At 43.5% G+C, this 13,015-nt stretch carries 10 protein-coding genes and 1 pseudogene; 1 reads left to right on the forward strand and 10 read right to left on the reverse strand.

What is annotated here, in order from left to right:
• Together B3F51_RS05510 and B3F51_RS05515 are read right to left on the reverse strand one after the other, a co-directional pair.
• Nucleotides 1–551 (reverse strand): helix-turn-helix domain-containing protein (locus B3F51_RS05510; protein ID WP_349680188.1); only part of this gene is annotated, 551 nt, incomplete at its 3' end.
• A gap of 147 nt (nucleotides 552–698) precedes the next feature.
• Nucleotides 699–1,235, reverse strand: a complete 537-nt coding sequence (locus tag B3F51_RS05515) for a transposase (RefSeq protein ID WP_286945940.1) — start codon at nucleotides 1,233–1,235, stop codon at nucleotides 699–701.
• A 411-nt stretch (nucleotides 1,236–1,646) separates the two neighbouring features.
• Here B3F51_RS05515 and B3F51_RS05520 point away from each other — a divergent pair, with 411 nt between their 5' ends.
• Nucleotides 1,647–2,219: a helix-turn-helix domain-containing protein gene (locus tag B3F51_RS05520; protein ID WP_286945942.1), complete on the forward strand. Its 573-nt coding sequence runs from the start codon at nucleotides 1,647–1,649 to the stop codon at nucleotides 2,217–2,219.
• A gap of 232 nt (nucleotides 2,220–2,451) precedes the next feature.
• Here the strand turns inward: B3F51_RS05520 and B3F51_RS05525 are convergent, their stop codons facing one another.
• The 8 genes and pseudogenes from B3F51_RS05525 to B3F51_RS05560 all read right to left on the reverse strand — a co-directional run bounded on the left by B3F51_RS05525 (nucleotide 2,452) and on the right by B3F51_RS05560 (nucleotide 12,693).
• Entirely contained in the window at nucleotides 2,452–5,055 is a 2,604-nt protein-coding gene (locus tag B3F51_RS05525; RefSeq protein ID WP_286945944.1) for a TrlF family AAA-like ATPase, read from the reverse strand.
• 60 nt (nucleotides 5,056–5,115) lie between these two features.
• Nucleotides 5,116–5,295, reverse strand: coding sequence for a hypothetical protein (locus tag B3F51_RS05530; RefSeq protein ID WP_286945946.1), 180 nt, complete (start codon nucleotides 5,293–5,295; stop codon nucleotides 5,116–5,118).
• Between the two features lie 74 nt (nucleotides 5,296–5,369).
• Nucleotides 5,370–5,777: a very short patch repair endonuclease gene (locus B3F51_RS05535; RefSeq protein WP_286945948.1), complete on the reverse strand. Its 408-nt coding sequence runs from the start codon at nucleotides 5,775–5,777 to the stop codon at nucleotides 5,370–5,372.
• A gap of 6 nt (nucleotides 5,778–5,783) precedes the next feature.
• Nucleotides 5,784–9,053 carry a type ISP restriction/modification enzyme gene (locus tag B3F51_RS05540; RefSeq protein ID WP_286945950.1) on the reverse strand — a complete coding sequence of 1,090 codons (3,270 nt, stop codon included), beginning with the start codon at nucleotides 9,051–9,053 and terminating at the stop codon, nucleotides 5,784–5,786.
• A gap of 5 nt (nucleotides 9,054–9,058) precedes the next feature.
• Nucleotides 9,059–10,105: a DNA cytosine methyltransferase gene (locus B3F51_RS05545; RefSeq protein ID WP_286945951.1), complete on the reverse strand. Its 1,047-nt coding sequence runs from the start codon at nucleotides 10,103–10,105 to the stop codon at nucleotides 9,059–9,061.
• A 1-nt stretch (nucleotide 10,106) separates the two neighbouring features.
• Nucleotides 10,107–11,414: a DNA cytosine methyltransferase gene (locus B3F51_RS05550; protein ID WP_286945954.1), complete on the reverse strand. Its 1,308-nt coding sequence runs from the start codon at nucleotides 11,412–11,414 to the stop codon at nucleotides 10,107–10,109.
• 58 nt (nucleotides 11,415–11,472) lie between these two features.
• Nucleotides 11,473–11,691 carry a helix-turn-helix domain-containing protein gene (locus tag B3F51_RS05555; protein ID WP_286945956.1) on the reverse strand — a complete coding sequence of 73 codons (219 nt, stop codon included), beginning with the start codon at nucleotides 11,689–11,691 and terminating at the stop codon, nucleotides 11,473–11,475.
• A 230-nt stretch (nucleotides 11,692–11,921) separates the two neighbouring features.
• Nucleotides 11,922–12,693: pseudogene (locus B3F51_RS05560) on the reverse strand (IS5 family transposase).
• Between the last annotated feature and the right edge of the window lie 322 nt (nucleotides 12,694–13,015).

Raw genomic sequence — 13,015 nt, forward strand, 5'->3', positions numbered from 1 at the left:
ATAAAAGCGATCAGATAGGTTTTACGCTTTTTACCGTTAAGGCTCAGATAGGGGCCGTGGGAAACATCCGTCTGCCACAGGGTGTTGATGTCAACATGGGCAAAACGGCGGCGATCCGACGTATCCGCCACAGATGCCTTTAACAGCTGATGTTTTTTCAGCAGCCGATACACTGTCGAATAGGAACAGTCAGCGCTGGTGAAGTGACCTTCATGAATGAGCCATTCCTGGAACAACTTCACGGATAAATGGATGTTCTCATTTCTCAGCTTAAGCAACAGCTTTACTGATTCCACCGGTAAAGCCCGGGACGACCCTTTGTCAGTCCGAACTTTGGGCTTGAGCGCATCAAAACCATGACGCCGGTATAAACGATGCCATTCCAGCAGGGTTTTGCGGTTGTAAGTGCGGATGCCATAATGCGGGACATCATGGGTTTTGGCACTGACCTCATCCAGATAGGCCGTGTGGTTTGTGACGGTATCCGTGAGTAACGGCGCAATCAGGCCATAGCGAAATAAAGCAATCAATTCTTTGTCTTTTTCAGTCATTGTAAAAAACCTCCGATTTTAAAGTGTTGAGGTTTTAAGGATCCGTAAAACCAGGTAATCAGAGCATAACGGATCAAGCGATAAAAGGCAAAGCAAAAGCTCTGTGGGATAAACATTTCTTCAAAAAAATGCGAAAGGATGGTACAATTAAAGTGCCATAAATCCTATCTTAAAATGATCGTAATATCTTTTGGCGAAGATGTGGGGCTTACCCACCGATTGGACCATTTCAAGAAGCTTTATGGCTTTTTCATGCCAAAAATCAGGAAAGACGATTAAAGGATCATGGCAGATGCGAAAATACTCAATCAGCCGGTTCAGACAAAAAAGAAAACGCCGGGTGATAAAGTGCCGATGCTGATGCGCTAAAGCGCAGCCTGAAGGAATCCTTTTAAAAAAGGCCCAAAGCAGTTCCAGTAGAAATGGAAGCGCCAGTTGAAATCCGGAATGGCAGAAAGAAGGCAGGATACTCACGGTTTTACCGCAATGAATACAGTAGTGGCGTTGGACCGGAATGGAGAAGACATCCTCATACCAGATCACATGTCGGTGATAGATACCATGAAGATGGAGCCGCCGGCGGGAATGACAATGAGGACAGCTGTCAATGCGAACTCTTTCAGCGGTGTAGAATTCAGTGATATAATCCAGCGGGTGGTCAGAAAAGTGTTCCAGATGAACCATGGTTGATGCTTCCTTAAAGTGCTTAATGATTAATCATTATACCATAGTTGAAAAGCCCGGTTTACCCGGAATAATTTGATTAAATCAGGACTGTTTTGACACTTATAATTTGACATTTAACATCAAGGTAACTTGAGCTACCTTGAAATCCCGCAAACCCGGATTAATCAAGGCTTTTCGGGCGAAAACCATGAGTTTACCACGCTTCGGCTCGACCCCTGAATTTAACGGTTTTCAGAGCAAAGTGTAGAAAAACGACCAGCGAAATGACCTTAAGATACTTTAGTTTCCTGGCATTTTCAAGAACATAGACCACAGCGTACCCTACCATTGACATTGATTAAAAGTGCATAACGCAAAACAGACAGAGCTGATATCTGTCTGCACCATCAATGCATTGGAGGGATGGACATGGCAACTGACTACTCTCACCTTCTGGCTGAATACCCTGAAAAGATATGTCAAGACCAATTTTACAGGATTTGCCGAATAAGTAAACGAAAAGCCACATGGCTTTTAGAGAACGGCTATATCCCCTGCGAGGATACAGGGAAAAAGACCCATAGGTTCAAAATCCGGATAACGGACGTGATAGAATACCTTATCCGCTTAGAAGATTCTCCGGAGTCCCTGCTGACACCTCCCGGAATTTTTTCAAGCGGAATAAAATATAGACCCAAACCTAAAATTGTGGAGCCGATAGATTCAGATAAATTTATGAAGATGCTGAAGAAAAGGTGGAGCAGCTCTCCTGATACGCTTACCGTGGACGATGCTGTAAAACTGACCGGTTACTGCAAAACCACAGTGGCAGAATGTATAGCCAAAAAGAAATTATTCGGGGTGTGGTACTACAACAAATACCTGATACCCAAAGACTACCTGATCGAATACATAGCAACCAAAGCCTACCGCATCACTCAAAAATCCAATAAGCACATGAGTCTGATACGAAAATTTCAAGAGGAACAGCTACAGGCTTGAAAGCAGAAAAAACAACTTAAAGTTGAAAGCTAATCGGATATGTTAGTTTCTGGATTTCAAGCATAAAATACTGAATTGTAAAGACGGCATCGGTTTGGGCTGATGTCGTCTTTACATAGCTGTCCGGCTTTCATCGGATGGCTTTATTAAAATTGCCTAAATTGCTGTGGGTTAACTTGGATACAACCGGATAACTCTATAGGTTATAGTGTCAGAAACCATCATCGCACCATTAGTATTTATGCCATGCCTGATATATGTTATTCCTACGACAAAATGCCTCTTGACCACCTTCCATAATATCGACAATGAGTGTGTGGGATTGGGCATTGTCAATACTACCCATGGAAGCCGTTATTGCATTTTCTGTAAACGCCGTGGCAATTACACGTTCTGCATCCCCAAGAACCGGAATGTTGGGGTTGTGAGTCGCAAAAACAAATTGAACATTTGCCTTTTTGGATTTTACCGTCTTAATGAACTCTTTGTACACCACCTGGTTATCCAGATCATCCTCTGGCTGGTCGATGATAATAATGTCGCTGTCATCTTGGGTGAGAATAGAAAGAATCAACGCCGAAGCGCGCTGTCCAAGGGAATGCTCACTGAGTGGTTTACCATGGTAGAGAATATCAATGTGATCTTCGCTCTGACAACGGACATACTGTGAATACTCATTTTGGACTTTTTCTGAAAACTTTATATATTCCGCTTCAACAAGAATCTTTTTTAATCCCTTGCCACCATCCATCAATATATCCAACAAGATAGCAACCCCATCCCGAAGGACTTCGCATATCTGGGTTGTTTTGATTTCTGCACTCCGAATCATTGTTCCTCTAAACGATTGTGCTACTAACCGAGAGAGAGCCTCTGCGTTTCCTTTAAAGTCGATGGTGATTACTAAAGCATCTTGCTTTCCGTTTAACCTGCCAATTTCTGTTTGGTAACCATCGAAAACAGATTTTAATAGATCATTGCGTTGGCGTGCCAGCCCAAGGATTCGTTTTTTGATTTCATCTACCGAAGTTGCCTCGCGCTTTAGTCGCTCGATATCTTCCACGTTTTTTGCTTTGTCTTGCGTATATTTTAAGAAACCCTTGATATCCAGGGAGTCATCACTGATTTCGCGCCGAATTTCCGCAAACTCATCTTTCAATCCATCGATAAGCTGCGCCAGTTCAGACTGTAACCCAGTGAGTATATTTTTCTCGTTTCCAAGTTCTTTGCGAAGATCAGAGATCTTTTGGAGAATCGCAGTAATACGGTCTATAACCACTTGCGCTCTTGCGAAAAGAGCAGAATTGCACTTTGAAGTATACGACGAAAGTGCGATACCATCGAGTGAGGATATCTGGATGAACTCATCCAACTTTGTGGCGACTGCTTCAATTGTTTTGATTGTGCCTTCGAGCTTGATTTTATCGCTGCCGAACTCCGTTTGCTTCTCCAGCTTCTGTGTGATGCCCTTTTCTTCAAATATCTTGAGCTTATGATCAAGGTCAGCGTTTTGGGTTTCCAGCTCCTTGATTTTTTCGGGAATCTGCGTGACATCCAGCAGACTCTTGATAGCTTCAATAAGCTGTGTTTCTGCTTGCTCCAGCTCGGCTACGGGGATGGAAATTCTCCCCCCGAGTAACTTGTCCAACAACTTTTTTTCGTAGTTTTCTTCTGTGTCAGAACGCGCAAGGTCTTTTTGCCCGAAATAGAGAGGGTTTCTAATAAGGGAACTCACCTGTGCGGTGATATCTTTATTGTCAGAGTCCACAATATAAGCACGGTCACCGTTGATTCGAGAGACGTCATATTTTCGACCGTACTGGTCGGCGACACGCACGACAGCTTTACCGCCGGAACCTAAAATGAACTCCACCAACTTGTCTTTGTATTTTTGGTCAGCGGATGCTTGCAAGTCCAGCACCCAGCGCAGCACCTCAAGGATAGATGATTTTCCGCTTCCACGGATGCCAATAAGAGTGTTTAGCTGGGGTGACAGATTAACTGAAATACCATTGAGTTTACCACCTATAAAGTTGATGGATTCGATATAGCTATGGCGTAAATGCTCATAATTATCAAATATGCGGCTCCTATGATCAACAAGAGCATATCTCAATGCATCGAAAGAAAAATCTCCCAGCTTGATGTATGTTTGACAGCCATTCTTGCCGATCTCTTCGATCCGTTTGGGGTCTGAGCCCTCGACACAGGCTATGTCATAACCGAGCCACTTAGCCAGCTTCGGAATATTATCGCGAGTTCGAAGCTTCTGTATACCAAGTATCCGCTTTTTAAAAAGCTCAAGTTGTGCAAGCGACTGTATCATGCCACCGCCACACTCTTTGATAAGACCGTTGTCCTGTTCCACATGGGCAAAGACAATAAAATAGTCTTTTCCATAGCGCTCCAGTGCTTCGAGTGCCAGTCGAACATCATATAAGCATCTGGTGTTTGCATTTTCATGATTGGGAATTCCCTGAAAAGCGGTTGTGATAAAATTGCTAATCGCATCCTCGCCGTTACTAATCCACTCGTCAGGATTAAAAATAATCAGTGTGTGGAGCCCATTGCTGCCTTCTTTAATAGAAAGCTCCACTCCAGGCAGAAGTAATATATCTTTTTGACGCGCTTTTTTACGGAGAGCCTTGTATTCTTCAAGATCAAACTTATTGTGATTTGTGATCACACCGACGCTTATTCCTTTTTGCTTTAGAGCATCAATATAGTTAACGATAAAAGTGTCCGATTCACCAGTGTATTCGAACTCCTTATCCCGCCGAGTATGGAGGTGGAAATCCACACATAGAACCTCGGAACCAAAGTCAAACTTTGCCATGCCCTTACCTCCTTTGCCTTTACGAACGCTCAAGTCGCCGCTGTTTTTATTTTCTCCAAATCATGGTGGATCTTTGACACCACCCGGTTTAATACCTAATGTATCAACAAGCAATTGCTTGTATACAATATCAATATCGTGTCGAACAATTGTATCCATACGATAAAGCAAACTTTCACGCTGGGCAGGCTCAATGTTTGTGATTTTAGGTAGCAAAATATTACCCGGCAGAATTTCCAAAACCTGCCACTATAATTGCCTCCATAGATTCCGGCGAAAGCAAAACTATTGTAGCAGGAAAGCCGTCCTCCCCGTTACTTCATCAAATTAAGTTTTACAAGTAATTGGGGATGGTTCTTCTTTTTTAGTTCGCACTCCCAAATTCGTACTACCGTCCATCCGCGTTGTTCAAATTTCGCGGTTACCTCTCTGTCATGTATAATGTTTCTTTCCCGTTTTGCAGTCCAAAAGTCCTCATTTTCCTTCGGCCGTGTGTTACGGCAATCATGCCCGTGCCAAAAACACCCATCTACGAATACGGCAATTCGACGCTCCATAAACACGAAATCCGGATGACCCTTGACGGTATAGTTCCGTCGCCATCCTGTTATTCCATACTGATGAAATACCTCGATTAGGCGCAGCTCTGTGGACTTGTTGCCTTTGGAGCGTACCTTACTCATAACTGCTGAACGGGTTGCTTTATCGTATACGTCTGACATCCCTCATCACCTCGATTCACCGCCACAATCCGGCAAAATCAGAGGATAGCGTCCTTTAATAACATCGTGCATTACGATATCAATTTCTCCAACAAGTTCGACATATTCAAGCAACTTGTTCACAAGATTAAGGAATTCTCCCATATCTTCTGCGGTAAAGGCACAATGGGTGAAGTCGTATGAGTTAAACTTCATCCATGCGTTCTTGATAACTTCATATCCAGAAATGTTTATTCTTTGAACATCCAGAGGACAAGGAATTATGATGTTGGTTCGGCCATCCGTCAACGTGATGGTCTCATTATCTTCATCGAATGGCTGGATGCCTTTCGTCCATGAGAGCCTAAAGCCTGGAGGTACCAGCGACTTAAAAGCATCATAATCATATCCCGCAAGATTTTGTGGTGTGTGGTCCCGTTTTTCCAACGTAGCTACTTTTCGCCCAAGTTCAGCAATCTGCATAAACATGTCGGCATCGTTAACTACAGGGATACGTGGACGCAAATCCGCACGATTAACCGTGAATAAAGCACCCTCGAATTCATCAAGGTAGACTTGTGAGCAAAGAATGGCAAAAGTATAGAATACCATTTCTGTGGCAAGGGCAACCCCATCAATACCCAAGAGCGTTGCAAGTAGTTCGCAAAGCCGATCATTGACATTTGCATGAAGAGTGTCGCTCTTCTTACTGACTGGATACTGATTCAAGTAAATGAAAGAGTTTCCACGGCGGCACAAATCATTATCGGGATAATACCAGCAAAAAGAAGCAAACGGCTTTAAGCTATCTTTCTGATCCTTCGGTGAGTGCGATAATGCAAAACCAATGGTATTTTCATCAGCATACGCTTTTCCGATTTCCGGACGCCGCCTTGTCCCACCGCCTCCAACTCGACTGAATTTATGTAGCAAGTCTTGCCAAAGGAATGCTTTCATCGACAAGAACGGTCGAAAAGCATAATCTACAATGTTTTGGTCAAGGGTAGCCTCAACCGCTTGCGCACTCCCTAATTCATTCAGTGCATCAGCAAAGGCGCGGGTATCGGCCTTCTGCGGGGGCTTATCCTGAGAACGCAACCACTCCTCAGAAGCCTGCATTCCGCGCCTCATTATTTCTTTGCTACGGCGTTTCAACATAGGAGCCTTCAAGTGTGTAAAAATGCTGGACGGAGCAAGTTTAATACCGGAGCAATGATTCTTAAATACTGCGTTCGGCTCGGACTCTCCGCTTACAGGCCAATAAGATAAATACAGCTCTTCGTCAAACGGCAAAGACGGGCGTAGGGCATAATTTGAATTATCTATAGAGTAACCATCAAACATTTTTAGGGACACATTGGCATCTTGCTCAAGCCATGCTGTTTTCTCAGTCTTTGCGAACCGCGAAATATCGAAGTATTTAAACTCGTTCATTGCCGAAGTTTCTCCGAATTTCCTTGTCGCAATGAGTACCGCTCGACCTTGCTGCGTCCTAAACATACTGTCAGAACGGATGCCAGCCCTTGCATCTGCATCAACCGACACTATCCAGGCGTATGAGAAATGTTCGACAATATACTTCCGAGCGTATTTATACGACTCGGCTTCAAGGAATGTCGCCGGAACAATATACGCTAAGACGGAGTGATTATTCGAATGCTCCAACATTTCACATCCCCAACGTAAAAACTGAAGATGCGGATTGTTAACCTGCTTTTGTGTGTTTTGTCTTGCGTGTCGATTCTCGGCAGGAGGACGAAAGTCATCCATTAGCCCCAATATCTTCGAAAAACCCGAACCCATATTTGTCTTTGACGAATCCGAGGAAGGGGGATTCCCTATGACGAGGGTAATTGGTCGAGAGGACAGTTCCCGTGCGCGATTAAGCTCAAATCCCTCAACCGTATCCGTATTGGCTGGTTCTCTCCCAAATACACAGTCGCTGAGAGTGTTCGCCAGTATCAATTCGTATCTTGAACGATGATCTCTGATTTCTTGATTCAGCACTGCCATTCGATAGTTTGCAAGCATGTAGGGAGCGGGAAGGATCTCAATTCCGCAAAGAGAAAACGCACCACGTCTCACATCGTTCTGACGTATTCTTTCTAAAAATGAACCTGTCCCACAGCAGGGATCGATCAGCATATTACCATCGTCAAAAATACTCGCGCCATCAAAATTATCACGAGCAATAATCTCTGTCAAACGAACAATACAATCGGCAAGTTCGCTCGGCGTGTAATATGTTCCATAGTCAAAGCGTGAGCGCGGATCAAACTTTGAAAGAAATAGTTCAAACAGCTTATGGTAGTCAGGGCTACGAAGTTGCTTCTCGGTCATATGTACGAACGACAAAAAACGAATGCATTCACCTGTCCAATTCAGAATAAAGCTGTCATCGTCACTGTGGTTGTTGAGATAATGGATTATTGTAAGGAACGGGCGCAACGCCTGACCATCCACGATATCTCGCGCCAGGTAATCCTTTATCTTACGTTCCTTTTCAGTCGGAGGATCGTTGTCTGTGCATTCAATGCGATGGGCGTACAACAACGCAAACATAATCACTTGCGCAGAAAAGTCAGCAAATACCTTGTCTCGCCTCATATTTTCATCATTATGGTTATAGACCAGAACGCGTAACTCATCCAAAAGTGATATAGCATTCCTTTCGGTCTCATCCATTGCTTCATCTATTGGGATGCTCGAATAGCGCAGGATTTCATCCGACAGATACTTTGTTCGCAAAGCGACCAACTCAACGAGCTTTCCTTCGTCACAATACTGTGGGGACGGATCGGCAAAGAACCTACGCATCATAACCTCAAACTGAGGATTGAGCGTTAGGTGCGACCAGTCTGGGCGATTCATATGGGACTTGTCTATTAGAGATATAATTTGGGGAAGCACCCCCTCGTCAAAGGAGTAGATGAAATCAATTCCATCAGTAATTATCAATTTATGCCCCAACGATAAATAGCGATTGAACTGCTCCTCGTGGGCCGTGATATCAAATGCATCCGCGGAAAGCCCCTTGGCCTCAATATAACCATAAACGCCGAGAGTTGCTCTGTCATGGATAAGCCAGTCGGGACGCCCCATCCGAGCCTGATTACGTGGTTCAAGAATGACCACGATATCCGAGCTACCGTTTAGCTTCATTGCCAATTCCTTGAATAGCGTATCTAATGAAGGTCGGAAAGAGAGTTCAGCTGTGTGTTGGTGAGCGGCGAGAGAATCATTATAATCACGCTGCAAGCTCTTTAAGTAACGCTTTATAATTGCCTGATATGACACATCTCTCACCTCTTTCCTTTATAATAGGTTATTATACTCTCTCCGATAGCTTCAGCCAATTTAGGTGGAACTGCGTTTCCAATTTGGCGAGCAATTTCAATTTTCGATCCTTTGAAAACAAAGTCCAAAGGAAATGTCTGCAGCAATGCGCCTTCGCACAACGAGATGCTCCTTGGTTGATCCGGATGTCCAAATAGGCCTCGGGTAAAGCTGTCAAAACGAGCGGTTATGGTCGGCGCTACTTCGTCCCAAGCCATGCGTCCGTATACGTTACGATGCCCAATAATAGCGCTGTCCACTTTATGACAATCAGCTAACAACTCTTTAGGCAGATGATCCCGCCCTTGCCCTTGCTGCAACGCCTGTATGCGTTGAAGATTTTTTTCTGACAACCGATCACGTCGATGCAATGGATAGTCAGGATGCGGTTTACCGTCTTCAGGAGGAGGGGGAAGGAAAGATATTGTATCACGAACGGTATGTTTTTCGCCCGTTGGTTTGGGGAATATATACGTCGAACCAATATCATGCCGTTCGCCTACCAAGACAAGTCTCTTCCTCCGTTGTGGAACACCATAATCCTCTGCGTCGACGGGTTGTTTATGAACATGATAGCCAATAGACTCCATTTTCTCAATCAGCTCTGCCAGGATGGTTTTTCCTCGTTTACCTTGAATACCCGATACATTCTCCATAACAAAAAACATCGGACGAACCTCTTCGATAAGTCTTCCGTATAAAAGAACCAGCTCGTTTCGAACGTCTGTATCCTTACCGATACGTTGGACAGAAAACCCCTGGCAAGGGGGACCTCCGGCAAGTAAGAACAACTCGCCTTGCTTTAACCCGATCATATCAAGTAGCCGTCCTCCAAACATATTTCTTATGTCCTCGCAGAGAGCGGGATGCGCGAAATATTCAGGATTGCTTTGGATTGATTCGATACATCTTTTGTCTATGTCAAAACTCAACAGGATTTCAAATCCCGCCTCGCTCAATCCCAACGATAAACCGCCTGCCCCCGAGAAACTATCAACACAAGTGAAACGCATATTAAGCTCGCCTCCTTGTGTTCTTGATGCCTGCAATTACGCTGGAGTATGAATTGCTCACCGGCAGCTCGATAGTTTCCATTCCGGTGTAAAGTTGAGCAGTTGTCGGCTCTGTTGACAGATACTCTATTAGCACGTTTACCGCAACCCCGCATGAAAGCAAAGGAGGAACAGCTTCTCCAATTTGACGATAAATATCATCGGACTTGCCTTCAAATTGAAAACCATCAGGAAAACTCTGTAATCTTGCCGCTTCTCTCGCCGTTAGCCCTCTATCTTGAACAGGGTGTGTGTAGCGCCCGCTTGCTGGATTCCTTGCATAGTGCGTGATGGTGATCGCAGGCTTATCCCAACTGAGCCGCCCATATACATCAGAAAAACCATTCACTTTCGTCAGGCATGCAGGTCCCTCACCTTGTGGTAGACTTCCTCCATCGTGAGGTACTTTTTTAATAACCTCGATAGTGCTGCGCTTATGAGCCACAGCCTTATGAAGCGGGTCGTTCGAGTTGGCTTCTCCCGCCTCAAGTGGACTTAACCCTCCAATAGCATCGCGAACGGTCTTATATTTATCCGAAGCAAAATAACCCTCTGGGAGCAGAAATTCTTTTTTCATCCCAATTATAATAGAACGGAATCTCTCCTGAGGCACACCAAACTCAGCGGAGTTATAGATGTTCTGCTTGACCGTATATCCCGCCTCGCAAAACGTCTCGCGCGCTTTACTGAAGTACCTCCAGTATCTATTAGATAAAAATTCTGGCACGTTCTCCATAACAAATATATCGGGGTTAACCTCGGTAACAATACGCGAGAAAGCAATCACCAAACTGTTGCGATCATCATCCTCATTGTCCCAGTGTTTTTTTCTATGCGATGAAAAGCCTTGGCACGGAGCACACCCGATCAAAATCGTGGGCTTAGTGCGGTCAAAACCAACGCTATTTAAAAACTGGCGAATGCTTGCGGGAGTATTCGCAATTTTAAGAATATCTTCACAAACAATCGGCGTTCCAAAATTTCTACTATAGGTTGCGGCCGATATCGGATTCATGTCACACCCAGCCAAAAAATGAAACATAGGCACGATCTGATTTATCGCGGCAAAACCCAACGACGTTCCTCCCGCACCGCTAAAAAAATCGAGTATCTGTATAGGGTTTGAATCTGAAGAACCTACGTCAAGTGGTGAGAATTTAGGCAACGCTTTAGCCGCTTCCGTAAACAACAATGCCTTATCACTTCGGAAGTCATTTTTTCTGGTGGCGTTTAAATTTTTCATTTGAAGTAGTTTTGTAAACGCGGCCATATACATCACCTCCAATCAATGATTATTTTTGAACAAAACTTTCGATATTCTACCAGTGTCATCTTGTCTCCTCATTATCGTGCGACAACTCCATAATGTCATGTAATTCGCAATCGAGAGCTTTGCATATTTTGACGAGAACATCAGTTGTGATGTTCTCGCCTTTACCTAACTTAGCGATGGATGCGGTACTGATACCGGTCGCCTTCTTTAGATCCTGTTTATTCATCTTTTTATCGAGCATTAAATGCCAAAGCTTGTTATAACTGACAATCACCGTTTAGCCTCCTTGTTCTTTCTATATAACTTTTATAATCATATCATTTTTATTTGGAAAAATCAATTGAATTTTTGCGTTCGCAAACGTTGTTTGGATATCTTGAGTTAAGATCCAGTTAATAAAAGCCGGAGAATCGGAGTGCAGAATGCGCTTCGATTTTCCGGCTTTTTTATTTTTCAGAAGGGAGAAAATTAAGTTAGTGTGTGTCTGAAAAGTCAAAATGCCAATTATTTTGATAAAAGCCAGATGCTAGCCATGTAAACAAAGCTACAAAATGAAGAAGCCAGCTTGTCATAACGCATAGCAACTCTCCGGAAATGTTTGATTTTGTTGAAAAAACATTCAACCAGGTGACGTTCTTTATAAAGCCACCAGTCACAATCCCAGGGTTCTTGGGTTTTTGACTTTGGCGGAATTGTATAGACAGCTTCTTGTGAAGTGATGTAAGTTCTAATATCTTTAGTTCCGTAAGCTTTATCGCCCAGGATATTGGCGCTTTTATATCAATATTTGATAATAGATCGATCGCAACGGTATTGTTATTAACTTGACCACCAGAAAGTTCAAAGTAAATCGGATTTCCCAGGGCGTCAACGACTGCGTGAATTTTGGTCGTATTACCACCCCGACTTTTTCCGATGTATTGATTCGCTTCTCCATTTACAGCCCCTTTTTAGCACCGGCACTATGCTGATGCGCTTTTACAATGATTGAATCAATGCTGAAATTTTCGAAATCAGCATCGGCATTTAAGGCATAAAAAATAGTTGCCAGTGTTTCGTCATCACGCCATTTACAGAAACGGCTGTAGACCGTTTTCCACGAACCAAAACGTTCGTGAAGATCTCGCCACGCAGCACTACTTCTTGCAATCCATAAAATTGCGTTGAAGATTAACCGATTATCTTTAGGTGGACGACCCGTTTTGGCTTTGGGAAATAAATCTTTGTTCTGTTCCCATTGTTCATCTGTAATTTCATAGCGTTTTGATGGCATCATACTTCTCACAACGTTTTTTGCTTTATTTTAAAACGCATTGTGGAGATTGTAAAGAATTAGTTTTCAGACACACCCTAGGGTTGTTTCTGCTACTCAATCATAAGTAATGTTTTCATGATAACACAAGAAGGTACCGGATCAAACAATCTGACGCATTACGCTACAGAATAGTTTAGCCAATACCTTCTTTTATTTTGACTGATAATGATAAAATTGAAAGTGAATAATTTGTGGGATAACACTTTGCCGAGATCAAAATTATTAATTATCCTTGATTATCTGCTGGCAAAAGTGATTCAATAATCTGATCTGCAAAAAATCC

Origin of the sequence: Acetobacterium sp. UBA5834 (assembly GCF_002435675.1) — a bacterium.
In the GTDB taxonomy this organism is placed as follows: Bacteria; Bacillota; Clostridia; order Eubacteriales; family Eubacteriaceae; genus Acetobacterium; species Acetobacterium wieringae.

Coding starts and splice junctions, on each gene's coding strand:
- B3F51_RS05545 (WP_286945951.1), bottom strand. CDS start 10,105: ATGCGTTTCACTTGTGTTGATAGTTTCTCGGGGGCAGGCGGTTTATCG.
- B3F51_RS05515 (WP_286945940.1), bottom strand. CDS start 1,235: ATGGTTCATCTGGAACACTTTTCTGACCACCCGCTGGATTATATCACT.
- B3F51_RS05520 (WP_286945942.1), top strand. CDS start 1,647: ATGGCAACTGACTACTCTCACCTTCTGGCTGAATACCCTGAAAAGATA.
- B3F51_RS05535 (WP_286945948.1), bottom strand. CDS start 5,777: ATGTCAGACGTATACGATAAAGCAACCCGTTCAGCAGTTATGAGTAAG.
- B3F51_RS05550 (WP_286945954.1), bottom strand. CDS start 11,414: ATGGCCGCGTTTACAAAACTACTTCAAATGAAAAATTTAAACGCCACC.
- B3F51_RS05525 (WP_286945944.1), bottom strand. CDS start 5,055: ATGGCAAAGTTTGACTTTGGTTCCGAGGTTCTATGTGTGGATTTCCAC.